At 41.0% G+C, this 25,036-nt stretch carries 21 protein-coding genes; 18 read left to right on the top strand and 3 right to left on the bottom strand.

Going from position 1 to position 25,036, the window contains the following annotated elements:
• The first annotated feature begins 30 nt into the window (after positions 1-30).
• The 5 genes from mpl to ABD128_RS02690 all read left to right on the top strand — a co-directional run bounded on the left by mpl (position 31) and on the right by ABD128_RS02690 (position 4,434).
• Positions 31-1,380, top strand: coding sequence for a UDP-N-acetylmuramate:L-alanyl-gamma-D-glutamyl-meso-diaminopimelate ligase (mpl, locus tag ABD128_RS02710; protein ID WP_343986144.1), 1,350 nt, complete (start codon positions 31-33; stop codon positions 1,378-1,380).
• 2 nt (positions 1,381-1,382) lie between these two features.
• On the top strand, positions 1,383-2,006 hold the full coding sequence (locus ABD128_RS02705) for a flavin prenyltransferase UbiX (protein WP_343986141.1): 624 nt from the start codon (positions 1,383-1,385) through the stop codon (positions 2,004-2,006).
• Between the two features lie 136 nt (positions 2,007-2,142).
• Positions 2,143-3,078, top strand: coding sequence for an ABC transporter ATP-binding protein (locus ABD128_RS02700; RefSeq protein WP_343986138.1), 936 nt, complete (start codon positions 2,143-2,145; stop codon positions 3,076-3,078).
• Complete coding sequence (locus ABD128_RS02695; RefSeq protein ID WP_343986135.1) at positions 3,075-3,836, top strand: ABC transporter permease; 762 nt, start codon at positions 3,075-3,077, stop codon at positions 3,834-3,836. Before ABD128_RS02700 ends, ABD128_RS02695 begins: the two co-directional genes overlap by 4 nt.
• Complete coding sequence (locus tag ABD128_RS02690; RefSeq protein ID WP_343986132.1) at positions 3,829-4,434, top strand: LON peptidase substrate-binding domain-containing protein; 606 nt, start codon at positions 3,829-3,831, stop codon at positions 4,432-4,434. Before ABD128_RS02695 ends, ABD128_RS02690 begins: the two co-directional genes overlap by 8 nt.
• 439 nt (positions 4,435-4,873) lie before the next feature.
• Here the strand turns inward: ABD128_RS02690 and fabV are convergent, their stop codons facing one another.
• Positions 4,874-6,055, bottom strand: coding sequence for an enoyl-ACP reductase FabV (fabV, locus tag ABD128_RS02685; protein WP_343986129.1), 1,182 nt, complete (start codon positions 6,053-6,055; stop codon positions 4,874-4,876).
• Between the two features lie 204 nt (positions 6,056-6,259).
• Here fabV and ABD128_RS02680 point away from each other — a divergent pair, with 204 nt between their 5' ends.
• The 11 genes from ABD128_RS02680 (at position 6,260) to ABD128_RS02630 (ending at position 19,364) form a co-directional block, all read left to right on the top strand.
• Positions 6,260-7,972, top strand: coding sequence for a DUF3592 domain-containing protein (locus ABD128_RS02680; RefSeq protein ID WP_343986125.1), 1,713 nt, complete (start codon positions 6,260-6,262; stop codon positions 7,970-7,972).
• A gap of 78 nt (positions 7,973-8,050) precedes the next feature.
• A complete protein-coding gene (locus tag ABD128_RS02675; protein ID WP_343986122.1) occupies positions 8,051-9,292 on the top strand; it encodes a bifunctional alpha/beta hydrolase/OsmC family protein in 1,242 nt (413 codons plus the stop codon).
• A 200-nt stretch (positions 9,293-9,492) separates the two neighbouring features.
• Positions 9,493-10,344, top strand: a complete 852-nt coding sequence (locus tag ABD128_RS02670) for a hypothetical protein (protein ID WP_343986118.1) — start codon at positions 9,493-9,495, stop codon at positions 10,342-10,344.
• A gap of 238 nt (positions 10,345-10,582) precedes the next feature.
• Positions 10,583-11,965 (top strand): ATP-dependent RNA helicase DbpA, encoded by a 1,383-nt coding sequence (dbpA, locus tag ABD128_RS02665; RefSeq protein WP_343986115.1) that lies wholly within the window; start codon positions 10,583-10,585, stop codon positions 11,963-11,965.
• Between the two features lie 178 nt (positions 11,966-12,143).
• Positions 12,144-12,509 (top strand): YbaN family protein, encoded by a 366-nt coding sequence (locus tag ABD128_RS02660; protein WP_343986111.1) that lies wholly within the window; start codon positions 12,144-12,146, stop codon positions 12,507-12,509.
• Positions 12,510-12,727: 218 nt separating this feature from the next.
• Entirely contained in the window at positions 12,728-13,381 is a 654-nt protein-coding gene (locus tag ABD128_RS02655; RefSeq protein ID WP_343986108.1) for an SOS response-associated peptidase family protein, read from the top strand.
• 990 nt (positions 13,382-14,371) lie between these two features.
• Positions 14,372-15,613, top strand: a complete 1,242-nt coding sequence (locus tag ABD128_RS02650; RefSeq protein WP_343986105.1) for a phage integrase — start codon at positions 14,372-14,374, stop codon at positions 15,611-15,613.
• 13 nt (positions 15,614-15,626) lie between these two features.
• Complete coding sequence (locus ABD128_RS02645) at positions 15,627-16,349, top strand: hypothetical protein (protein ID WP_343986102.1); 723 nt, start codon at positions 15,627-15,629, stop codon at positions 16,347-16,349.
• 98 nt (positions 16,350-16,447) lie between these two features.
• The gene (locus tag ABD128_RS02640; RefSeq protein ID WP_343986099.1) at positions 16,448-16,654 is read left to right on the top strand and encodes a helix-turn-helix domain-containing protein; all 207 of its coding nucleotides are present in this window, start codon (positions 16,448-16,450) and stop codon (positions 16,652-16,654) included.
• Complete coding sequence (locus tag ABD128_RS02635) at positions 16,644-17,624, top strand: AAA family ATPase (protein ID WP_343986097.1); 981 nt, start codon at positions 16,644-16,646, stop codon at positions 17,622-17,624. Before ABD128_RS02640 ends, ABD128_RS02635 begins: the two co-directional genes overlap by 11 nt.
• A 126-nt stretch (positions 17,625-17,750) precedes the next feature.
• The gene (locus tag ABD128_RS02630) at positions 17,751-19,364 is read left to right on the top strand and encodes a TIGR04141 family sporadically distributed protein (RefSeq protein ID WP_343986094.1); all 1,614 of its coding nucleotides are present in this window, start codon (positions 17,751-17,753) and stop codon (positions 19,362-19,364) included.
• Positions 19,365-19,376: 12 nt separating this feature from the next.
• Here the strand turns inward: ABD128_RS02630 and ABD128_RS02625 are convergent, their stop codons facing one another.
• Positions 19,377-20,768, bottom strand: a complete 1,392-nt coding sequence (locus tag ABD128_RS02625; protein WP_343986091.1) for an MvaI/BcnI family restriction endonuclease — start codon at positions 20,766-20,768, stop codon at positions 19,377-19,379.
• A gap of 100 nt (positions 20,769-20,868) precedes the next feature.
• On the bottom strand, positions 20,869-22,173 hold the full coding sequence (gene dcm / locus ABD128_RS02620; RefSeq protein ID WP_343986087.1) for a DNA (cytosine-5-)-methyltransferase: 1,305 nt from the start codon (positions 22,171-22,173) through the stop codon (positions 20,869-20,871).
• 573 nt (positions 22,174-22,746) lie between these two features.
• Here dcm and ABD128_RS02615 point away from each other — a divergent pair.
• Both ABD128_RS02615 and ABD128_RS02610 read left to right on the top strand, forming a co-directional pair.
• A complete protein-coding gene (locus ABD128_RS02615; protein ID WP_343986084.1) occupies positions 22,747-24,012 on the top strand; it encodes a tyrosine-type recombinase/integrase in 1,266 nt (421 codons plus the stop codon).
• 108 nt (positions 24,013-24,120) lie between these two features.
• A complete protein-coding gene (locus ABD128_RS02610) occupies positions 24,121-24,927 on the top strand; it encodes a hypothetical protein (RefSeq protein ID WP_343986081.1) in 807 nt (268 codons plus the stop codon).
• Positions 24,928-25,036: the final 109 nt, after the last annotated feature.

Genomic DNA, 25,036 nt, shown 5'->3' with positions numbered 1-25,036 from the left:
AAAGTATCATCAGAGAATTCATAATTACCCATGCATATTCACATTCTCGGTATCTGTGGCACCTTTATGGGTGGCATCGCGCTGCTGGCGAAACAGCAGGGAATTTCGGTCAGCGGTAGCGACCAAAACGTCTACCCGCCGATGAGTACCCAGCTTGAGGAGCAGGGCATTGAGTTGATTCAAGGCTTTGACCCAAAGCATATCCCCGAGCACACCGATTGTGTGGTGGTGGGAAACGCCATGTCGCGTGGAAACCCTTCTGTAGAATATGTACTTGAGCAAGGACTTAATTATCGCTCAGGGCCACAGTGGTTATCTGAAAATATCCTTAAAGATAAGTGGGTATTAGCAGCGTCAGGTACTCATGGTAAAACCACCACATCGAGTATGACCGCTTGGGTCTTGGAGTATTCTAATCTTAACCCGGGTTTCTTAATCGGTGGCATCCCTGAGAACTTTGGCTTGTCGGCGCGTATGACCGAATCACCATTCTTCGTGGTTGAGGCTGATGAATACGATACAGCCTTTTTCGACAAGCGCTCTAAGTTTGTGCATTACCGTCCGCGCACTCTTATCATGAACAATCTTGAGTTTGATCATGCGGATATTTTCAAAGACATCGAAGCGATAAAAACTCAGTTTCATCATCTCCTCCGAATTGTTCCAGGCAACGGCTTAGTGATTTATCCGCAGGAAGAAACCTATTTGCAACAAGTAGTTGAGATGGGCTTTTGGTCGCAGAAGGAGCTGATTGGGCCTGAGGATGGCTGGCAGTTTAAGCTACTTAAAGACGATGGCAGCCATTTCGAAGTGTTTTTCGCACAGCAAAAGCAAGGCGAAGTAAACTGGGAATTAATTGGCATGCACAACGTCATCAATGGCCTAGCGTCTATCGCGGCGGCGCGTCATGCAGGTGTTCCAGCGCACCATTGCTGCGATGCACTGTCCGAGTTTCGTAATGTAAAACGTCGTATGGAGCTTAAGGGCGAAGCGGGCGGTGTGGCAGTTTATGATGATTTTGCGCATCACCCCACCGCTATCGAAACGACTCTAGCCGGTTTTAGGAAAAAGGTTGGCGACAAAACAATTATTGCGATCTTAGATTTACGCTCGGCGACTATGCGTTCGGGCATTCATAAAGACACCTTGCTTCCCACGCTAAAAGAAGCAGATAAGGTTCTTATCCATAAGCCCGCAGAGTTCGACTGGCAATTCCCCAAAGAGCAGCTTGAAAGACTGAGCAGCGTCCAAATATTAGAAGACGTTGACGCGATTCTGCAAGCAACCGCAAAAATGGTACAATCAGGTGACCAAATACTCGTCATGAGCAATGGCGGCTTTGGCGGAATTCACGACAAGTTATTGGAGCAACTCGCTTAACCATGAGCAATTATCAAAAACAGGCAATTACCTTAGCGATAACAGGTGCCTCAGGCGCGCCCTATGCGCTAAAACTGTTGCAAGAACTGACTAAGCATTATGAGAAAGTCTACCTGATGCTGTCTGGCGCTGCGCGAGTGGTGTTAGCGACCGAATGCGAGATTAAGGTCAACAAATCGCCAAGTGTGATCGAGCAAGAATTGTGTGAGCAGTTGTCGATTGAGCCGGGAAAAATAGTCGCGTTCTCTAATGATAATTGGATGTCTCCAGTCGCTAGCGGCTCGAGTGCGCCGAAGCAAATGATTGTGTGTCCTTGCAGTACTGGCACCTTAAGCGCGATAGCTAACGGCGCTTCAGACAATCTAATCGAGCGCGCAGCCGACGTGGTGATGAAGGAGCGTGGACAACTGATTTTAGTCCCGCGTGAAACGCCGTATAACACGATACATTTAGAGAATATGACTCGTTTATCGCGAATGGGTGTTACCATTATGTCTGCTTCGCCCGGCTTTTATAACGCGCCGAAAACGATAGAGGACTTGGTAGACTTTATGGTGGCTCGAATTCTTGATCACCTCAATATCGAGCATAGTCTCGGTCATCGTTGGGGTTATAGCGGAAATTGATAGCCTCGCTGTCATCCTGAGCTTGACTCAGGATCTTTTCTGGTATGAGATTTATTTTTAAAGAGCTTCTGGATTACCTGAAGGTATTCCCTTCGGTCATAATTCAGGAGGACAATAAAACAAACACGGTAACTAAATGACAAAAGCATTATCGATCAAAGACTTATATAAGACCTATGATAATGGAACCCAGGCTTTAAAGGGCATTAACCTTGAAGTTGAACAGGGTGATTTTTTTGCGCTACTGGGGCCTAATGGTGCGGGTAAGTCCACAGCTATTGGCATCATCTGCTCATTGGTAAATAAAAGCTCAGGACAAGTTGAGGTCTTTGGGCATGACATTGATAAAAATTTAGCTGCTGCTAAAACGCAGTTAGGCCTCGTGCCACAAGAGTTTAACTTCAATATGTTTGAAGGGGTTGAGCAGATTATTGTGCAACAGGCCGGCTACTACGGAATCTCGCGTAAAGAAGCTAAGAAACGCGCACAGCCATTGCTTGAACAATTAGGGCTTTGGGATAAGCGAGACGCTCAGTCGCGTGAATTATCAGGCGGTATGAAACGTCGCTTGATGATTGCTCGTGGCTTGATTCACGAGCCGAAACTGTTAATTCTGGACGAGCCGACGGCTGGAGTCGATATTGAGTTACGTCGTTCAATGTGGGAGTTCATGCAAGAGCTCAATCGCGAGAAGAAAACAACTATTGTTTTAACTACGCACTACCTCGAAGAAGCGGAAAGTTTGTGTCGTAATATCGCCATTATCAATCATGGTGAAATTGCTGAAAATACTAGCATGAAAGAATTGTTGTCTAAGCTCGATGTAGAAACCTTTGTATTGGATACTACTGGGCTTCCAGCGACGATGCCTGAGATTAATGGTTATGCTGTTCGTGTTCGCGATGAAACCTGTATTGAAGTAGATGTGCACAAAGGCGACGGTGTTAATGGCGTCTTTCAAGAATTAAGTAAGCACGGTATTACGGTGCTAAGTATGCGAAATAAAGCCAACCGACTTGAGGAGTTATTTGTGCGTCTGGTCGAAAATCCACACGGGGAGGCTAAGTCATGAATTTAGTCGCATTTCAAACCATTGTTATAAAAGAAATTACTCGCTGGACTCGCATTTGGACGCAAACATTGTTGCCACCAGCCATCACAATGACCTTATATTTCGTCATCTTCGGTAATTTGATTGGCTCAAGAGTCGGCCAGATGGACGGATTTGGCTATATGGAATATATCGTTCCAGGCCTAATCATGATGTCGGTTATCACCAACTCTTACGGTAACGTAGTGTCATCATTCTTTAGCTCGAAATACCAACGCTCGATAGAAGAAATGATGGTATCACCCGTGTCTAACTGGGTTATTTTGGCGGGTTATGTCGGTGGTGGTGTGCTACGCGGTCTATTCACTGGTTTAATTGTCACTATTGTGGCGTCCTTCTTTGTTGATCTCCAGATCCACAATTTTTGGGTAGTGATTAGTGTGGTGTTACTGACCTCAGTCTTATTCGCCATCGGCGGCTTGATTAACGCGGTGTTCGCGAAAAAGTTTGATGATGTGGCAATTGTACCAACCTTCATCTTAACGCCATTAACCTATCTTGGCGGTGTCTTTTACTCGATTAGTCTGCTACCTGAATTCTGGCAAGGCGTCTCAAAGCTAAACCCAATTATCTATATGGTGAACGCTTTCCGTTACGGCTTCTTAGGCAAATCAGATATCCAGATCGGAATTGCATTCGCTATTATTTTGGTATTCATTGCTATATTGACTAGCTTTGCTATGTACCTACTAAACCGAGGAATCGGTTTGCGTGCATAGCACTCAGCAACCACAGAGCAACAATAATGTGCTCCCTATATTCCCACTGCAGCGTGTAGTATTTCCGGATAGCGTGCTTCGATTACAAATATTCGAACAACGCTATCTGGACATGATTGCTAGGCAACTATCTAATAATCAAGGATTTGGCGTTTGCCTTATTAAAAAAGGCAATGAAACAGGGATGGCGGCGACTCCCTTCAAGCTAGGGACTTATGTTGAAATTGTCGACTTCGATCAAAAACAAGATGGAATCTTGTTAATTACTTGTATAGGGCGACAACGTTTTATTATCAACAGTCAAACGAATTTGCCGGATCAGCTGATTAGTGCAAACGTCTCTTTTATCGACAATCTCGAAGAGTCTTTAATTGGCGGCGAGCAAAATGAACTCATTAACTTGCTCGAAGATTTGACTCAGCATCCTCAAGTTGAAATCCTCAACTCCCCCGAGCGTTGGCAGTGTATGGACTTTGTAGTCGAACGACTGACGGAGTTTCTTCCTGTTAATGAATCCCAGAAACAAGCTGTTCTAGAAGAGAGCGATCTTAAAACCCGAATAGCGATGTTGTATCAAATGTTGGCCTGGTTAAAGTAAAGCCGATAGAACGAAGTTCTGTGTAGGAAGGGTCTGCGAATATTTATTGAGACAAAAAAAGAGCCCACCGTGTGGTGGGCTAATGGCTTGCGCATTGATAAACCTATCTAAGTAATCGTTTGAATCTTGGGGAAGACAATGATTAACAAACAATGACTATAGATTAACGTTGATAATCACATTTTGCTAGAGGGGAAATTGTAAAATGTTAACAAATGCACGTTTGGAAGTGGTTGTTTTATAAAAGAATGTAAAGAAAACTGACAGTTAATGCAATGCTGACTTAGGCTTAAATTCATATCTGCATTCTCTTTCTTGTGATAAGTATAATTAATGCAAATATGGCTTGTTTAGTTTTTAGTCAATGTTTTAATATAACTACTGTAAAGAAAAAGGCACCCTGAGGGTGCCTTAAAATCGAAGCCTTTATGAGGAGCAGTTAAACGATAGGACTGGTTTCTTTATCGTAATCAACACCATCAACTTCAAAGCCGAACAGCTTGAAGAACTCATGCTGATAGCCTTTATAGTCTGAGATCTCGTTAATGTTCTCGGTTGAGGCGATTTCCCAAAGGCGCTCAACTTCCTCTTGAATCTTGTCATCAAGCTCTTTCAAGTCCACGCGGAAACGGCGAGTATCGTCATATACCGCGCTATCGCCATACATTTGCTCAACGATAAGCTCACGAATCTGCTCGATAGGACCTTCGTGCACGCCATTATCCTTCATCACCTTATACAGTAATGAAATATACAGTGGCATTACTGGGATTGCAGAACTCGCTTGAGTCACAACAGCCTTCAATACTGACACGTTGGCGCTGCCGTTGTATTTCTCTTGAAGCTTCTCGTGGATCGCGTGTGACGCACGATCTAGATCTTCTTTTGCTTTGCCGATCGTTGCGTGACCATAAATAGGCCATGTCAGCTTCTTACCGATGTAGGTGTAAGCCGTGGTTTTAACGCCATCAGCTAAAACTCCAGCTTCGTCTAGGGCTTTCATCCAAAGCTCCCAGTCTTCGCCGCCCATAACCTTAATCGTGTTCTGAATATCTTCATCAGTCGCAGGATCGATTGAAATATCGTGAACCAAGCCTTTATCAGTGTTTAGTGTTTTTTCAGTCACCGCTTCGCCAATAGGTTTAAGAACCGATTTATAAACTTCGCCAGTCTCAGGGTCTTGGCGGCGTGGAGAAGCTAGTGAGTACACCACTAAATCGATCATACCCATTTCTTCTTTGATGATTTTGATGGCGTCTTCTTTCGCTTGGTGTGAGAAAGCATCGCCATTGATCGACTTATGCCAAAGCCCAGCTTCGTTCGCCGCAAGCTCGAAACCACGGTTGTTATACCAACCCGCAGTACCTGTTTTGTTCTCTGTCGCTTCTTTCTCGAAGAATAAACCAAGCGTTTTAGCGCCATAACCGAACGCAGACACGATACGCGACGCTAGGCCGTAACCCGTCGAAGAACCAATCACCAATACATTCTTAGGGCTATCTGACGTAATTTCAGGCTTATTATTCTTAACGTATTCAATCTGCTCATTAACGTGAGCGATACAACCCTGTGGGTGTGACGTAGTACAAACAAAACCACGCACTTTTGGCTTAATAATCATAAAAATACAACTCCAAACTAAAATATGGCGCTATTGTAACGCTTTTTTAATGGAAAGGGGTACTACCAGCTGGCTTGCTAGGTTTTATACCCCAAATCATTTATAAGATGAGTAGCAAGTGAAGAAAGCTTATATGACTCATCAAAATTGTTGCTCGGCTAAAACTCTGGTACTTTATTAACAAATATCTAAAGAAGAACAATCATGAAGAATGGGGCGGGCTGTTTAACGGTTTTTGGTGGTGTTTTTTTCTTGGCCGGTCTGGGGATATTTATCTGGGGCTTATTGTCCAGCTATGATGTATGGCGGGCGCAAAGTTGGCAACCGGTCGATGCCAAAATTACTAGTCTGGAGCTAGTGACATCGACTGGCGATAACAGCACTTCTTATGGCGTAAAAGGTTCTTACCAATACCTGTATCAAGGTAACACCCATCAGTCTAACCAAATTAACTTCTACCCTGGGACTGATAATATTGGCTCGTATCAGAAAGATTTACATCGGAAATTACAGCGCGCGAGAAACAATCATCAAAGTGTGACGGCGTATGTTAATCCTAACGAGCCGAGCGAGAGCGTGCTCGATCGAACCATGCGCTGGGGCATGCTAGGGTTTCAGTCGATCTTTTTGTTTGTGTTTGGTGGTGTCGGCTTAGGCATCATGTTGTGGTCTCGTTGGGGAGCGAAAGCTTTACAAGAAGTTGGGGCTTTAAAAGAGTCTCACCCTGAAGAGCCTTGGTTATGGCGCAAAGAGTGGCAAGGACAATATTTTAAGAACACAACTAAAAACGCCTTCAAGTTTATAGCTTTCTTTGCCGTTATCTGGAATCTAATCTCGTTACCCGCAACCATCGCCGTCATCCATGAAGGAAACCTACTTAGAGAGCCATTAAAACTGCTGGTGTTTTTATTCACTTTAGTGGGACTTATTATGATTGGCGTTGCCGTGCTTTATTATTTGCGTGATAAAAAATACGGCGAATCGAAAGTAGAGTTACAGCAGACTCCGCTCGCCATTGGCGGTAAAAGCTCGGGCTCCGTCATTATTAATAGCGATATTTCACAGCAAGAAGTGATGCTGACCCTGAGCTGTCAGAGGGTCGTCAGACGCCGTACCGGCAAAGAAACTCGAACCACGACCACGATCATTTGGCAGGACGATCAGCGTTTACAAGCCAAGCAGACTCAGCAGAATGAATACCGAGTAGACTTTAATGTCAATATCCCCGAGGGACTACCTGAATCCAGCGATAAAAACCCCAGTAATAAAATTGAGTGGGTATTAAAAGTTGAGCAAAAGCAGAAAGGCCCTGATCTGAAGTTAATGATTGAGCTTCCCGCGTTTGTGGTGGCGCATAGACTCGACGATGAGCCACTTACAGAAGATCTCTTTAGTCATGCCGACGACTCGCAAGAAACCGCGAAGGGTGGCGACTGGCGCTATCTGGGCATCGTCGAAAGCTATAACAACTATGGCAAAGAGTATTATTTCAAGCCTTTTAGGCATAAAGGACTAGGCATAGCGACGTTTCTATTTGGATTGATATTCACGTCAATTGGCGTGGGGATATTTATCGCGGACACCAGCTGGCTATTCCTTATTGCGTTTGGCGGAATTGGGCTTTTGGTGTTACTGATTGGTGTGAACGTGATGTTATTTAGAAGCCGAATTATCACCAGTTCAGGAGTTTTGCACTGCCGCAAAGGCGCCATAATTCCAAAGACCTATCGATTTAACATCGCTGAAATAGACGATATTGTTAGAGACAGCAACATGAGTTCAGGGGATAAGCGTTACTATCATGTGGCGGTGAAAACGACCGCTGGTAAAAAAGAAGTCATCGCCAAACACTTGTTAAACTCGAATGATGTGGATGATTTTATAGCACAGTTAAAGTCCGATATTGGCTATCGTTAAAAATTTAGCTCAGTTTATATTAGCTTAGACTTCGGTTCGTAGCGAGGTTCATGATAATGAGCGAAGAGGAGCATTGTAATGCAGAAGAAAGTAACTTTTAAAACACGACAAGACTTTGAGTTATCGGGAGTACTACACCTGCCTGACAATAAAGTGACTAAGGCTTATGCCTTATTTGCTCATTGCTTCACCTGCACCAAAAACATTAACTCCGCGGTCAATATCGCCAACGCCCTAGCAGACGAAGGGATCGCTACCTTACGTTTTGACTTTACGGGGCTTGGCGCGAGTAAAGGCGAGTTCGCGGATACTAGCTTTACCACAAACGTCAATGATCTGATTGACGCGGCAAATTACCTCAGCGAAGAGCACGAAGCGCCACAAATTATCGTCGGGCACTCGCTTGGAGGGACTGCGATTTTAGCTGCAGCCAAAGAAATCCCTTCAGCAAAAGCTGTCGCTACTATTGGTTCGCCATCGACTCCTGAGCACGTTTTACACCAGCTTGAGCCTGAACTGAAAACCTTAGAAGAGCAGGGTGAAGCCACGATTAAATTGGCGGGGCGTCCTTTTACCTTTAAACAAGATTTCGTTGATGATGTGCGTAAACACTCTATCGATATCCACGGCTTGCACAAAGCCTTAATGGTGATGCATTCGCCAATCGACGACACAGTGCCGATTAAAGAAGCAGAAATTATTTATAAAAAAGCGCTACACCCTAAAAGCTTTATTACGCTCGATAAAGCCGATCATCTAGTAAGCAAAACCGAAGACTCGATGTATGCGGGGCATGTGCTCGCTCGATGGGCTACTCGCTATATTGATGTTAAAGAAGAACCTAGGGTACCGGAAGCAAAGGATAATGTGGTGGTGGCGGCTCAAACCAGCGAAGGCTTCCTGAATCGTATTAACGCTAATGGTCATCAACTGCTAGCAGACGAACCTGTGAAAGTAGGCGGTACTAACCTTGGCCCAAGCCCCTATGACTTTTTGTCTACGGCGCTTGGAACCTGCACAGCGATGACTCTAAATATGTATGCCCGTCGCAAAAAACTGGACGTGTCAAAAGTGATAGTGAATGTTCACCATGACAAAGTACATGCCGAAGACTGCGAACAGTGCGAGGATAAAGAAGGGAAGGAGAGAAGTGGGAAAATAGATAAATTTCACCGCAGTATTATTATCGAAGCTGATATTACCGAAGAGCAGCGTCAAAGGATGCTAGAAATTGCAGATTTATGCCCCGTACATAAAACACTCCATAGCGAAACGATTATCGAGACTGAACTAAAGGAGAATGATCTTAAAGGAGAGTGATCTTATAAAGAGAGTTCTCTTAAAGAAAATTAGCGACAGGGCTAATAAAAAATTGATATTAATCAATAATCTATATATTCTCGTTGGTGTAAAACTGACGTGATAACTGGTCTAAAACAATAATTCTGCCAGCCAATCATAAACATAAATAATAATTTATTAATAACAGCGACTTTTAACTTCACATCATCGGGGAACCTATGAAACTGAAAACACTTTTTTGCGCAACTATAATTTCAACATTGCTAGTGGCATGTGGCGGTACTGAAGACCCTGAGTCTTTAGGTAAAGATCTTTTCGAGAAACTGCAAAGTGGCGATAAAGACTCGATTACAAACTTGAGCATAAATGAAGACGATTATTACTGGTTAATCTCTAAAACGAACGAAGCTAAAGCCACCTCGAAAAGTCCAACACCATCAGAAGTAGAAAAGCAAGTTAAGAAAACGAAACGTAAAGTGACCAAGAGCGTTGGTGATATTCTTTCTTATGGAAAAATGCACGGTGGCTGGGAAAATGCTTCTTTAGTAAAGGTTGAGGTTAATGCTAAAGAAACCAAAGGCATCGAAGGCGCCGATATTTACCTACACGTAGAGATGAATGAAAAGCAATACCGAGTACTTTTCGATGACTTAGTTAATACTGACAGAGGCTGGGTCATGAGCGACAACCCGAGATGGCTAGGCCTATCTTACGATCCGCAATTCGATAAGTTGATTGGCGAGAAACTTAGCGTTAAACCTAACAACGTATTTGTGAGCTGTAAAACACCGCTTCATGTAACGAGCCTGGATATATTGCTAAGAGGAAAAAACAATGATTCTGAGGTGTCAGAGTTATTAAATAGTGGAAAATGCTCAACTAATAAATCGAGTTCAGCGGTTACCGTAACTATCGAAGAGCTTGGCGAATACACGATTGATGCCAAGAGAAAGTTTGCTAATAACGAAGCTGAATTTCCTTTTGAGAAAATTAAAATAAGCTTTGAAATCGATGGCCAACAGAAAAGTGGTTGGACATACACCAGATGGCTTGCCAACCAAGCGCAGTAGAGCCTCTGTTGGAGAAAGCTTAAGAAAGTTGAGTAAACCGGAAAGCCGTACTTTAGTGCGGCTTTTTTATGCGCACTACTTCTAGGTGGTGCTTAACCTAATACCTATGATAAGAAGATATCGCTTTTACATAACTCCCGAGCTGTATATAATTCACCCAGATCGAAGATCTCGCTCTCAAACATTCTATTCAGCAGTAAACTGCTTCAAATTGCACCAAAACCACTAGGATTTCATCATGAGTCACACCGCATTCTCAACGCTCAACTTACAACAAGAGCTAATCGCTAACCTGGCAGATTTAGGTTTCGAGGGGATGACGCCGATTCAGGCTGAAGCCTTGCCACACGTGCTGGATGGGAAAGACGTTATCGCCCAGGCCAAAACAGGCTCGGGTAAAACAGCCGTGTTTGGCTTAGGTATTTTGCAGAAACTTGAGCCTAAGAACTTTGCCGTACAGTCAATGGTGATGTGTCCTACTCGTGAACTCGCCGAGCAGGTGGCGGAAGAAATTCGACGTTTAGCGCGCCCGATTGCGAACGTGAAAATCCTAACGCTATGCGGTGGAACGCCGCTACGCCCACAGGCTGACTCGCTAAAATATGGTGCGCATATTGTGGTCGGTACGCCGGGCCGTATTATGGACCATCTTGAAAAGCAAACGCTAGAGCTCGACCAAGTCTCGACTTTGGTGCTGGATGAAGCCGATAGAATGCTAGACATGGGCTTTGAAGATGCGATGGAAGCAATCGTGGCGGAAGTGCCTCGCGCACGCCAGACCATGCTATTTAGCGCAACATACCCCAAAGAAATCCAGTCGATGGCTGACCATATTATGGTTGAGCCAGTGACAGTAAAAATTAAAGAGCAGCACACCGGCTCGACAATCGCCCAAGACTTCTACCGCATCAGCGACGAATGCGAACGTGATGTCGCGGTTCGTTTATTACTGTTGAAACACCGCCCAGATTCAGCGGTGATTTTCTGTAACACCAAGCGCCATGTAAAAGACCTGACCCAATACCTAAAAAGCAATGGCTTTAGCGTATTGGCACTGCATGGTGACCTTGACCAAAAGGAACGTGACCAAGCGCTAGTTCGTTTCACCAACAACAGTGTAACGGTCATGGTAGCGACCGACGTCGCCGCTCGTGGTTTAGACATCGACGCGCTCGACTTAGTGATTAACTACCATATCGCCAGCGACCCAGAAATCCACGTTCACCGTATTGGCCGAACGGGCCGTGCGGGTAACAAAGGCCATGCCTGCTCGATTGTTATCGGCAAAGAAAAGCACAAAGTGAATCGTCTCGCCGAATATCTTGAGCAAGATATTGAGCCAATCGCACTCCCAGACACTAAGCTGCTTAAAGAACCAACTTATAAAGCTCCAATGTCCACCATCCAGATTGATGGTGGAAAGAAGCAAAAGCTACGTCCAGGTGATATCCTAGGAGCTCTAACTGCGGATTACCGCATCGAAGGTAGTGACGTTGGCAAGATTCAAGTCGCCAACAGCTGGGCTTACGTCGCCGTAAAAAACGATATTTTAGAACCAGCCCTACAACTATTGAATAATGGGAAAATGAAGGGTAAGAAATTTAGAGCTAGAAAAATCTAGCTGATTAAACATTTCGCGTCATCGCGACGACTGCATGGATGCAGGAGTTAGTACCCAAGGGTAGCCCCAGCAATGCAGGAGCAATTGCCGAGGGAGATAAGCGAACGTGGCGATCTCTATAGAAATGTGACAAAGCTTCCCCTTTTTAAGAAAAACGAACAGCACAATTACAACAACCATGTTATCACTCCAACACTGCCTCTATATCCTCATAGCCATCATCACGCTGGCCCTTGGCATCGTTGGAGTATTTCTGCCACTACTCCCAACCACACCATTTTTAATCATCACACTCTGGGCCGCCAGTAAAAGCTCGCCACGCCTAGAAGCTTGGCTAATAAACCACAAAAAGCTCGGCCCACCGCTAGTCGCATGGCGCACCCACAAAGCCATCCCAAAACTCGGAAAATGGCTCGCTTGCATTATGATGACACTAAGCTGGTGCATCCTACTCATAAAACAATCCCCACCCATACTCATCATATCGCTTGGTGCGTTATTCCTAGGCGTAGGGATTTACATCGTCACCAGACCGACAGCTTGAGTTAGAGGTCTCTTTCCGCGTCTATTAAAAACGATAAGTGTGGTTTCCTCGAGTGGAAATAACAAAGAGCCTCAAAACCGATCGTCTTCGCGAGGGAGTGTAACGACCGCCGCGATCTCTAAAATACGATTTATAACCCTAAGTTGCCTACTGCGAACCACTTTATAGTCACCGCACTGTTTGCTAATCTGTAATCAATCAAACTAATTGGTGGTGCTATGTGTGGATTCGTAGAGCTTTGTAAAAAGCCTGCTAAAAAAATCGAAAAGACTTTGGATTTACAGGTTCCGCTAGAGCTTGGGAACTTCCGATGCTACCACCCAATCCAGATTATTCATGCCAGCGAGCAGGGCAACCAGATTACAAAAGCGATGTGGCAATTCCTGCTCGAACAAAAAGACGGCCAATGGAAACCAAGCAGATATACATCCTTTAATAGTCGCTGGTACGAAGGAGAAGGTTTTAAACGATCTTATACCAAAGCTTACCGAGAAACCCGCTGCATTATTCCCGCGAGTGGTTTTGTCGAAGGAATGAATAAGGTTTACCACCTACTAAAACCTGCCGACGAAAGCCCTATCTATTTTGGTGGCCTCTTTAAACAATGGGGCGACCCCGAAAATCCAGTCTATTCAGCTTCCATGATCACAATCCCGCCACACAAAAAACTAGCAACTATCCACAAAAAAGCCATGCCATTAATGTTGTCTGAAAAAGACTTAGAGATGTGGCTAGACCCAGACTTTAAAAATACCGACGCCTTCACAGACCTCATGCAACCAAAAATACAACAGGATTTCGAAGCCGTAAAAATAAAAGGCTGGGGCAACTTAGAAGCTGATGGCGAAGCGCTTAGAATTAAAGCAGACTAAGAAAATGTACTCTGACCCCATTAATTTGCAGCAGCAATTGATGGTTTATTAGCACTTGACAACATAATTTATGGCGAATATGAAGAGGCTGGATTAACATTATTGCCAGGGATGCTTGGTGAGGCCGTACAAAAGGTTACTAAAGCTAATAAAGCAACAAAAAATGTATCTGAACAAGTAGGTGTTGCGACCGAAGTTAATGCACAGGGGGCATTAAAAGCGACCGATATTAATGAGGAGGAAAATAAATGAAGTTTTGGATTGGACTAACTTTAGCGATTAGTTTTTATCTTTTGGGCCGCTTTATGTTTTCTAGTTTTACAAGCCCTCTAAGTTGGCTTTGTACTTTTGTTCTATTTCTTTATGGGTATAAGTGGGTCTATTTGTTTATAATGAAAAAAACAATGCCCGCTTATGTGGTTGGCAAGAGTATGGAGCCAGATGACCCCAAAATGAAGGTACCTAGACTTATACATTTTGTGTTCGGGCTGGTTGTTTCTATCGGCGCATCTGTTATTTGATCTTTCCCTAAATCAGATAGAGCAAGTGCAGCCTCAAAGAAGTAATAGCGACTTCGAGGCTCTTTTGATTACAGCACTTCTAGAAGGCGACTGAAGGAAGTGTCTGCGGAACGAAAAATAAATGGGGTCAGAGTACATTTATTTAAGGCTTAGGATAAGAGCTAATGAATTGAACTCAGTAGGAACTTACAGAGTTCACAACAAATTAAAAAAGGCTTACAGATTGCTCTGTAAGCCTTTTTTAATATGGTAGCTATGGGTGGACTTGAACCACCGACCCCAGCATTATGAAAGCGATCTGGCCATGAATTCGTATGAAATTCAATCAATCTAATTTCTTTATAAATCGCTATAAAACCAATTAAAACAACATCTTATAAAGATGTCTTGTTTCATGGGTGTTCATCTTTTATTCAGCTAAATTCATCTATATTGGACTTACGGTGGACTTACGAAATGTTTAAAAACGGTGAAAAAACGGATAACCAAGGCATTAGTAGAAGAATTAGAGCCAAAACCCCGTCCTTATGAAGTGCATGATGATGAGATGACAGGGCTGTTAGTTAGGGTTCAACCAACTGGCAAAAAGAGCTATTACTTTACCTATAGAAACTCACAAAACCTTAGAAGAAGAATTAGGCTTGGTACAGTCGATAACATGACTCCAGCCAATGCCAGATCGGTTGCTCAACAAAGATACTCAGACATCATGAAAGGGATTGATGTTCAGAGTGAAAAGGTTAAGCAAAGAAAGGAAGCCGAAGCTACAAAAAATAGAAGGCTTGGTGCGTTTATTGATGAACTGTATGAGCCTTGGATATTAACCCACCATAAATACGGTAAAGGCACTATGTCCTTAATCCGTTCGCGTTTTGCTTGCTTCATGAATACCCCGTTAGAAGAGATAACTGTAAGAAGGGTTGAGGCATGGCGTAAAGATCGTTTGGGCGATGGCATCAAGCCGACCACAGTTAATAGACAAGTCGCTTCTCTTAGAGGTTTGCTGACTAAAGCAGTTGAATGGGAAGTTATCTCTGAGCATCCCTTACAAAAGCTTAAGGCATTAAAAACGGGTACTACCCCATTAGTACGGTATCTATCACCCGGTGAAGAAACCCGGTTATATAGGGTACTTAGTGACCGGGATACCGCATTAAAAGAAGAGCGTCAAAGGGGTAACGAATGGCGTAAACAAAGAAACTACCCCTTGTTACCCGATCTAACACCCCATGCTTATGGGGATCGAATGACTCCAATGATTATTTTATCGCTTAAGACCGGGTTAAGACGCGGTGAGCTATTCGCTTTAACATGGCATGACGTAGACATGAATAACCGGGTTTTAACCGTAAGAGCAGAGAATGCTAAGTCTAGTAGAACCCGTCACATACCGCTTAATAATACCGCATACACCGCATTAAAGGCATGGCATGAGCAATGCGATAAAAGTAATGCTTTAGTATTTCCATCCCATAACGGCACGAAATTAACAAACGTTAAAAAGTCATGGGCTTCCATACTAAAGCAAGCAGAGATACCTAACTTTAGATGGCATGACATGAGGCATGACTTTTCCTCAAAACTGGTAATGAATGGCGTACCGCTCAATACAGTACGAGAGCTATGCGGTCATGCTGACATGAATACAACATTAAGATACGCACACCTAGCACCAGAGCACAGGGCTGATGCGGTAGCAACATTAGGTTAAATAGGAGCGGACAATGAAAAGTGACAGTGATTATGAAAAGGTTATGAAAATAGCAGAGGAAGGCGGTGGCTTCTTAGACAGTTTAATGAAGTTGTCGGAAGTACAAAGTGAAAGGAGTGAGAGTATTGCGAGACAAAACCTGCAAACCTATGAAAATAACTCTGATGAGTTCGTAAGGTTAACAGAGTCATTCTTTAAGAAAGATACTTTAATGGTCATGACAGAAGCGTTGCCTTTATTACATGGTATTTACCCACCTGATTGGCAATCATTACAAAAAGAGTACTATTCAGGAGAAATATTAGAACTAATTGAAGCTGATCGCTATGCGAGCCTAAAGGTTATTAATGGATACAAAAGAAAAGGGTTATGGAGGGTTAACACCAAAGAGTTCTTTAAATGGGCTGACACTAAAGGGTTATTAAAAGCTAAAGGGTTAATCGAAGCTTTGAAGAACACTAAAGGGTTATCTAAACCTAAAGGTAAGAACAATACTAATAAACCACATAAGAACGCTGAAAATAATGCGTTAGCTAGAGAAGTTTTATATAAAGCTGCTATTAGCGCTTTGATAAGCTATCCAGATGATTGCAAGTACGGTAAAAACTTTAGTGCATCAAGCGTTGCTAAAGTTATTGAAGAAAACAGTATACAGTGGTGGCCTGATGGGAATATACCTTTCGAGCCAGAAACCATTAAAAGGTTACTCAGGGAAGCTATGAAGAATATACAGTAATTTTACGATCTGATCGTAAAAGTTTACTGTCGCACATTTATAGAGGGATTTTATTAGCCTTTACTCCGTTCATTAAATTAATTAACGGAGTATTTACCATGAATCAAAGTTCATCAGAATCATTATTAACCCCTAAACAGGTTTCTGAAATCTTGGGTGTTACTGAACACACTTTAGCGGTTTGGCGTTGTGAGAATCGTTACCCATTGCCTTATATCAAAGTAGGGCGATATATACGCTATAGAAGCAAAGACTTATCAACCTTTCTTGATAATCAAACGGTTCAGGGAGGTTATGATGCCTAATCAACATATCCCTAATACAAACCGAGAAGCAGAAGAGTTTGATGGCAATTGGGAAAAAGCTGAGCATGATATTGCACCTGCTTTTAAAGTCTCAAAGATCGGTGAATTCCTAAGAAAGAAGATCCCACCTAGAGAGTTACTATTAGCACCATGGCTACCAAGACAAGGTTTAGCAATGGTTTATGCACCAAGGGGGGTGGGTAAAACACACTTTGCATTAGAAGTAGCTGTGGCATTAGCTACAGGTGGCGAGTTCTTAGGTTGGAAAGCACCTAAACCAGTTAAAGTTTTATATATTGATGGGGAAATGCCTTCTGCTGACTTACAAACAAGGCTAAAACAAATACAAAAACGCACCGGGTCAATACCGGGTGATAACTTACGGATAATGACACCAGATGAGCAGAGTGGGGCAATGCCTGATCTATCAGACCCTTGCTCATTAGCACGGCTAAAGCATTTTACAGATGTAGATCTAGTTGTTGTTGATAACATTTCAACGCTTTGTCGTACTGGTAATGAGAACGAGTCTGAAAGTTGGAGAATAACTGAAGCGTGGGCGTTAAGACTAAGAGCTGAGGGTAGGTCAGTATTGTTTGTGCATCATTCAGGGAAGTCTGGGGGACAACGTGGTACAAGCAAAAGAGAAGACACATTAGATACGGTTATAGCACTAAAGCACCCAGATGATTATAAACAGTCTGATGGAGCACGGTTTGAAGTTCACTTTGAGAAAGCCAGAGGCTTCAGTGGTGATGATGCAGAACCAATTGAAGCTAGATTGGCTATAGAGGATAAAGTAGGCTATCAGTGGAAATGGGAAAGAAAAGAAGATGTAGTTTTAGGAAAAATTAAGAAGCTACACAGCGAAGGACTAAATCAAACAGAAATAGCTGAGCAACTTGGTATTAGTAAATCAACAATGAGTAGGAGAATGCAGTATTTAAAAGCTAAAGGGAAGTTAGATTAAGTTTCAGAGTTTCACTTGTATAGAATGAAACAATGCAACTGTGCATTAAATGTACTGTTGTAAAAAAATGTGACGTGATATACATTATTCAAGTGGATGGAATAAAAAGAAAGGCAGGAGCACTTTGTGAAAACCCATAAATTATCAATTTATTTAGTAAAGAATGACTATAAAGCACCAAAAGAAATTTTAAATATTCATAAAGCACAAAAAGAGCAAGTCATTACTTACGGTAATAGTTCAAAAGGAAGTTTGTTTGTAAAAAAACGGACACAATCAAACCTACCTATGTGGACAGAAATATTTAATTCAAAAACAAACAAAAACACATTTCATTTTACTGAGACTTTAGGAGCAGTTTTCCTTTGTAAGGTTGAGGGACGGATTTTCATTCTTTCGTTTGGCACCGGCTTTCATTTAATTCGGGAGTGGGCAATCGAAAGGGATTTTGGTTTAAAGGTCACATTAAACACAGTTGTTCCTAATAAACTAAGAAGCCTAGATAAGGCAAGCTATGATCATAATCCGCTTAACTCAAGAACACAAAGTATGAAAGAGGTTGATATTTATAATTTAGATTTAGACTCAGAAATGGACATGGTCTATGCAGTTGGCGGCACTTCGAAGATTAAACGTTTAGGAAGCTATATTGCGGGCAAAGACTCGTTAAGTCTTAGTCTAAAGTTCGAATTAAATGATTTAAATGAGATATTAGAAACTGTATTCGAGCAATACAATATAAAGGTTCCTGATGAATTTAGCTGGATTGAAAATGTAAATAAAGTTAGGGATAAAAAGGAAATAGAAGAAATCGAAGAGGAGTTAAATATAAAACTAAGAAATAAACAATATGACTCTATTTTTCTGGGAGAACCGGAAGTTACTGACTGGGATACTAAGTTGTATTCTTTTGATATGAGAGATAAAACAGCTAGGTATGAAGTTTTAAAACTTGAGGAATTTGTTAGCTATAAAGGAGGCAAGATAAATTTAGAAGATTTAAAAAAAGGGACTATCAATGTAAACAATGGTGACTATGAGAAAATAAAGTCTTGGTCTCTTTTTAGGTGTGTTTATACAGAGATAAAATATAAAGGTAATAACTATATACTAAGAAATTCAGACTGGTATAAAGTAAACAATAACTTTGTATCAAAAGTAAATAAGTATTTAAATACTAACATTGTTCATTATGGGTTCAAATTTCCTATATATGCAGAAAGTGAAGAAGCAAAATTTAATTCACATGTAGCGAGACAATATGAATTTATTGAAAATATGGATAAGAAAACCATTCCAATAGGGGGGAGTTACGATAAGGTTGAACATTGCGATCTTGTGAAGGATGGGAATGAGTTTATACATGTAAAGTATTACAGCTCCTCAAGCACATTAAGCCACCTTTTTGCACAGGGGTTCGTAGCTTCTGAAGCATTTATTGCCGATATAGATTATAGGAAAAAGTTAAATGAAAAACTCCCTAAGAGAATAAAGCTGAAGAATTATCAGGATAGGCCTAACCCTTCGAACTATACTGTAGTTTTTGCAATTGCTACGAAGAAAAAGTTACCTTCTGAGCTTCCTTTTTTCTCAAAAGTTTCATTAAAGAATGCTCATAAAAAATTGAAAACTTTAGGGTTTAATGTAGCACTTTCTACAATAGATATAAATGAACAAGAAATTGAAAAGAAAAAGTATAAGGCAAAGAAACAAAAAAATAAAAAAACAGCTAAGAAGTAAAAGGAGTATACCCTAATACTTTTGTACATCTATATCTTCAAATGTGTTATATAGGTTATTAATCTTCCTATGTAATATTCTAAACTGGTTGCGCCTTTTAACTTTAGGCTTTGAAGATGCATTTTCTAGTTTAATGCCTGGGTCATAATAGACGCTACCATTAGTCAAGCTATTTAATAACAACAGAAAATCAGTCCCTGTACCCATTTGAACTTGATTGCCAAACTGATATTGATATTTTCCGTCTGAAGAGCTTCGACGTAAACAGGGGATAAAGACTGTTTTTGAGTGCTTTGTTTTCCAGTGATTTAATATCTTGGGGAAGCTCCAACTTGCTACATTTTTACGACCCTTAACAAGCATTATTTTTCCATCAGGATTTGTTATTTCATTTTTATCTTTATCGAAACCATCAAGTAGCATTGTAAGTTTTGTAGTTTTATTTGGAACCCCTATAATATGCTTACCTCCAAAGTTAAAGCGGTCTTTGATCCCGGACTTATCTTTATAACCATACTTTGTCATAAATGCTATTACTCCTTCTGTGTTGTAAATACCGCCATTTGGTTCAGGTGTTAACAAAGTAGTTGGTTTTGCTCCTATCCTTGGGAATCTAGTTACACCATACTGTTTTATTTCCCAACCTAAATAGTCTGGTTCCGCTATGCCGTTAGGTGATATACCTAATTCGGCTTCAAGAGTATAGCCTCCCCCATTTAGTGCTGAATAAGGCAAAACTTTTCCACTTGGATATATTCTTTGACCTTGGATCCATCCCTTTTCATGTATTGCTTTTAGTTCAGCCAGAAGTAATTCTTTATTTGAAGTATTTGCTTTTGGAGTGGAGTTTTGAACTACTTTAAATACGCTTGTAATCTCGGTAAACTTTCTCTTACTAAGCTCAGAAGATAAATTACAATTTGGTGTTACTAAGTATGCTAGTACGTTACCTGTATCTTGTATGCCTAGAATTAGCCAGCGTCCTCTACTTCTTCCTTCTTTCTTTGGATCCATCCAGTAGCTTGCATCTACAGATGAACCTTTTAAGAAACCTGAAAATCTAATTTCTGGGTATTGAGGATAGTATATTAACTTCGAATGCGGAGCAGGGTAATGCTTTCCTTCAGCATCGAGCCATAAAAGTTTTATCTTTGCTTGGTATTTGATCTTTCTTTTAAGGTTAGAGGTTTTCTTTGACTTTGAGATGGATGACTCTAGTTCATCTGTAGGGATAAAAGGTATATCAGTGAGATGTGCTCCAAAGTAAGGTTGGTTTTTGCTATTGTCATTTGGGGCTAACTCTTTTAAATAGATTTCATTGCACCGGTTGTGTTTAAATATCTTTATTAGCTCGGAAAATGTCAGCTCTTTTGCTCTACTTGTATCGAAAGTCCCTTTCGGCATGACTTATAATCCCCATTTTCTGTGATTTCAGTTCTCTATCTTACTGGACTGCATAACCTCTGTTAAGTACTAAACTCACCTAAATTACTAGTTGTGACAGTTAAGCAGCTAGCTCTTTCCTGTAATTTTTATTCGTGACGGCTTCTATTATGTATGGCTTCATTAGTTTTGCTACGGCTTCGAATACAGGGCACACTACACTATTACCAAACTGCTTATAGGCTTGAGTGTCTGAAACAGGAATTACAAATTTTGACTCACCCGGCAAGTCGAATCCCATCAGGCGGGCACATTCTTTAGGGGTAAGTCTTCTCGGTCTTTTTCCCTTACCTTGGTCTACAAGTATTTCTGACCCATCTTTATAATAACGGGCAGATAATGTGCGTGTGGAGAGGTCTTTTTCAGTTACTTTTCCGAAACCAAACCCATTTCCTGCTTTTTTATGCTTCTTTGCATAACCTTGTAAATACTCCCAAAGTTTGGGAGTAAGAGTATACTTTGGATCTATACTGCTTTTGGGTTCTAGTATATCGCCAACCTTTGGTGCTTTAGTAGGGTAATACTTTTTTATTTCGGTTAAAGTTAATCCTGTACTTACTTTGAGATCTTTTCTAAATGCGACAATTACAATTCTTTCTCTATTTTGAGGAACAAAATGTTTACCATTAATTATTTTGGGATCAGCTTTCCCTTCATACTCTAGATCTACAATCCTATAGCCTAACTCATGAAGGGCATTAGTGATTACTTTAAATGTTTTACCACGATCATGCGTTTTTAAGTTTTTAACATTTTCGAGTAATATCGCGGCCGGCTTTTTAACTTTGATTATTCTAGCAACATCAAAAAACAAAGTGCCTTGTGTTTCATCTTCAAAGCCATGAGACCGACCAAGGGAGTTCTTCTTAGACACTCCTGCAATTGAAAATGGTTGGCAGGGAAACCCTGCAAGTAGAACGTCATGGTTTGGTACTTTCTTATTTATATAGTTTGGTATTTGTTTCTCACTTAGGCCATTTGGTTGAGTGATTTCCCGTATATCTCCATGCACATCGTGATCACAGTAAAAATTCGCTAGGTAGGTTTTTACAGCGTATTTATCGTATTCACTAGTGAAGACGCACTTACCTCCTACTTTTTCAAAGCCTCTTCTTATACCACCTATACCCGCAAATAAATCTATAAAAGTAAAATCATACTCATCTTTATCAGGTTTACTGGGTAGAAGTGATTCGAGGGAAACTCTTTCTTCGAAAGTAAGCCAGTTATCTTTGTGCCCTTTTGATGACTCTTTCAACCAGCGGTTAACAACCTCTCTAGGGTGACTAATTGTGTCTGCGATTTTTTGTTGTGAATATATAGAAGCAACTCTAGTGAGAAGCTCGGAATCTTTTATATCTAGCATGGTCTTAAAAAAGGAACATATTTGTGACCTATAGTCACACTTTTGTCCCTTTATGTCAATTTGAGAATGCTAAGACTTTTAGTTATAAATTTTTAATCATGACCAGCAAAATGAATGAAGGGAATATATATATTTCTATCTTAAAATTGCCACTTTGAATATGAAAAGTATTTAGGCCAAAAATATACTTTATCTAACCTCTAAACAGGTATTTATGGAAGAGATAAGTATAAAAAAAGAGGTGTTTTATTAATCTACGTTGGACTTACGGTGGACTTACGTTTTTTTAAGCAATAAAAAAGGGTTACGAAAAATGACGTAACCCTTTGATATATATGGTAGCTATGGGTGGACTTGAACCACCGACCCCAGCATTATGAATTTTAGGATTTGAGTTTTGTTGAGTTTTGCTGAAATCTATAACCTTATATAAGTAGCTGAAATATAATGATTTAACCCGTATTTGAACTATATTGAGTTATATGGGATTATATCTAAAACCATTGCCCCACCATTGCCCGAGCGTTGCCCGAGGTCACAAGGGACAGTAACAAAGGCTGAGGATATAAAGCCATGAAGCGCGAAATTAAGTTTAATCAATCACGAATTGCAGAGCTGGAAGCTCCAGAAAAAGGGCGTGTTTTATATTGGGACACAAAAGTTACTAATCTAGCCGTTAGGGTAACTCCAACAGGTCATAAAAGTTTTGTCGTTATCATGTGGAAGGACGGTGGTAATAAGTTTGTTACTATCGGGCGCTTTCCTTCTATGACAGTTAAACAGGCGCAGGAAGAAGCGCAAAAAGTCACAGCTGATTTACACAAGGGCATAGACCCTAACAAAAAAGAAGAAATAGCAGAGGTTAAGAAAACAACCCTTGAGCAATGTTTAAATGCTTACATTGATAGCAGAGATAACCAGAGGTTTTCTGAGAATACTCGCAAAAGCTATCGGGCAATATTGGAAAACTGGCTATCAGACTGGAAGGCTAAACCCTTGGGGGATATTACCACTAACATGGTAAACAAGCGGTTTAATGAAATCAGCAAAAAATACCCAGTTGCAGGTAACAACACTTTTAGATTAGTTAGAGCTTTATTTAATTTTGCCCGTGATGAATGGGAAGATAAGGACGGAAACCCAGTATTTCCTTTTAACCCCACACGCAAGCTATCCCACGCTAAGAAATGGCACAAAGAACAGAGAAGGCAGGGCGTACTTAAAAACTATGAGCTAAAGCCTTGGTTTAACGCTCTTGAGTTATTTGAACAGACAAGAACAACCCAAGGGGGCGTACAACCCACCACCATAGCCGATTACTTGCGCTTTGTTTTAATGACAGGGCTAAGGCGTAGAGAAGCATCTAATCTTGAGTGGTCAAACGTGGACTTTAAAGGTCGCACGATCACGATTGAGCAAACCAAGAATAGGCAGACGCATATTTTACCGATTACTGATTATGTGTATCAGCTATTAGAAAAGCGTTATCAGAACCGCTCTAATGACTTTGTTTTTGAAGGGCGAGGTGGTGTGAGCCTACAAGAGCCTAAAAAGGCAGTCGAAAGGATTAGAGCATTATCAGACCTTTATTTTACTATTCACGACTTACGCAGGACGTTTATTAGTGTAGCGGAAAGCCTAGAGCTATCACCTTATGCCATTAAGCGCATGGTAAACCACAAGATACCAGAGCAAGACGTAACAGGCGGTTATATCATTTGGGAAGTTGAACGGTTAAGAGAGCCATTGCAAAGGGTCAACGATAAGATCCTAAAGTTGGCAGAGATTAAAGAAACCGCGCAGGTGGTGAGTTTAGAAACAGCGAGAAAGGTTAAGTAACTAATTTAATCAGCCTAGGGTAGCTCCCGAAAGCCTAGAGCCTATAGGTTGGCTGATTATTCTTAATAAGGCGAAAGCACAGGAGGCGGTGTTTTGTTCGGGAAGAAGTTGCAGTTTAAAAGTTCAAACCCCTTATCACAGTTAGATGATTCTAATATCAGGTTCTTGGAGTATTCACTACAAAAGAAGCCTTATAAAGAGTTATTTACACATCCAGATATGGAGGCGGTTTGGCGAACACTGTTAGATAAAGCTAGTGAATTACATCCGTGTTTAATGATGGATAGGTCAGTTATGGGGGGGGCATTTTTATATATAAATATATTCCTAATAGCACTAGATAAAGCCACAAACTTTAATAAAGCTTACAACCGTTTGACCCAAAACGAGAAGAGGAAAAAATTAGAGAAAGCTCAAATAGCGGTAAACACCTTATTATCAATAATTGATAATTTAGATATAGACCAGAACCTAATTGAGGAAATGCCTCAAAAAATTATAAATAAAATTTCGGAGTATAAAAGCTTAATTAATTTAGATGAGGAAAGCTTAACTAACACAGACGCAAGCCTTAGTTACTTGGTACACGGAAGGGGGAGTGATTTAGCTAATGTAGTGTTATCTATCGAAAGTTACAGCCTCCTTAATAGTTTGAAACACTATAATAAAAAATTAGAAGAACTCATGAATGAGAAAAGCATAATATCGAGTCCTAATGCTGTGGATGCGGAAGAGCTTTTTTTTATTAGAACAATTACCCGTAGCTTTTGCATTACTTACGGACAACCCTTTTATAATCAAGTAGCGATAATTTCATCTATTTACTTTGGAAAGGAGTTCGACAAAGAAAGCATAAGATATAAGGTTAAAAACTTCGTGCCTGAGTGGAAGGAGTGCTTTAAAAAAGGTGGGTGAAAATATAAAAAAATTAAGGAATTTACCCACGGGCAAATATAGTGAATATAGTCTAAATAACCCCATTATATTAAGCTGAAATTATACATAGACTGAACTCATTACGTTA

The sequence above is a fragment of the Kangiella japonica genome (assembly GCF_039523535.1).
GTDB classification, from domain to species: domain Bacteria; phylum Pseudomonadota; class Gammaproteobacteria; order Enterobacterales; family Kangiellaceae; genus Kangiella; species Kangiella japonica.
The sequence above is the reverse complement of the archived record's forward strand: the minus strand, read 5'-3'. Positions and strand labels throughout refer to the sequence as shown.

Coding starts and splice junctions, on each gene's coding strand:
- mpl (WP_343986144.1), top strand. CDS start 31: ATGCATATTCACATTCTCGGTATCTGTGGCACCTTTATGGGTGGCATC.
- ABD128_RS02705 (WP_343986141.1), top strand. CDS start 1,383: ATGAGCAATTATCAAAAACAGGCAATTACCTTAGCGATAACAGGTGCC.
- ABD128_RS02700 (WP_343986138.1), top strand. CDS start 2,143: ATGACAAAAGCATTATCGATCAAAGACTTATATAAGACCTATGATAAT.
- ABD128_RS02695 (WP_343986135.1), top strand. CDS start 3,075: ATGAATTTAGTCGCATTTCAAACCATTGTTATAAAAGAAATTACTCGC.
- fabV (WP_343986129.1), bottom strand. CDS start 6,055: ATGATTATTAAGCCAAAAGTGCGTGGTTTTGTTTGTACTACGTCACAC.
- ABD128_RS02680 (WP_343986125.1), top strand. CDS start 6,260: ATGAAGAATGGGGCGGGCTGTTTAACGGTTTTTGGTGGTGTTTTTTTC.
- ABD128_RS02675 (WP_343986122.1), top strand. CDS start 8,051: ATGCAGAAGAAAGTAACTTTTAAAACACGACAAGACTTTGAGTTATCG.
- ABD128_RS02670 (WP_343986118.1), top strand. CDS start 9,493: ATGAAACTGAAAACACTTTTTTGCGCAACTATAATTTCAACATTGCTA.
- dbpA (WP_343986115.1), top strand. CDS start 10,583: ATGAGTCACACCGCATTCTCAACGCTCAACTTACAACAAGAGCTAATC.
- ABD128_RS02660 (WP_343986111.1), top strand. CDS start 12,144: ATGTTATCACTCCAACACTGCCTCTATATCCTCATAGCCATCATCACG.
- ABD128_RS02655 (WP_343986108.1), top strand. CDS start 12,728: ATGTGTGGATTCGTAGAGCTTTGTAAAAAGCCTGCTAAAAAAATCGAA.
- ABD128_RS02645 (WP_343986102.1), top strand. CDS start 15,627: ATGAAAAGTGACAGTGATTATGAAAAGGTTATGAAAATAGCAGAGGAA.
- ABD128_RS02640 (WP_343986099.1), top strand. CDS start 16,448: ATGAATCAAAGTTCATCAGAATCATTATTAACCCCTAAACAGGTTTCT.
- ABD128_RS02635 (WP_343986097.1), top strand. CDS start 16,644: ATGATGCCTAATCAACATATCCCTAATACAAACCGAGAAGCAGAAGAG.
- ABD128_RS02625 (WP_343986091.1), bottom strand. CDS start 20,768: ATGCCGAAAGGGACTTTCGATACAAGTAGAGCAAAAGAGCTGACATTT.
- dcm (WP_343986087.1), bottom strand. CDS start 22,173: ATGCTAGATATAAAAGATTCCGAGCTTCTCACTAGAGTTGCTTCTATA.
- ABD128_RS02615 (WP_343986084.1), top strand. CDS start 22,747: ATGAAGCGCGAAATTAAGTTTAATCAATCACGAATTGCAGAGCTGGAA.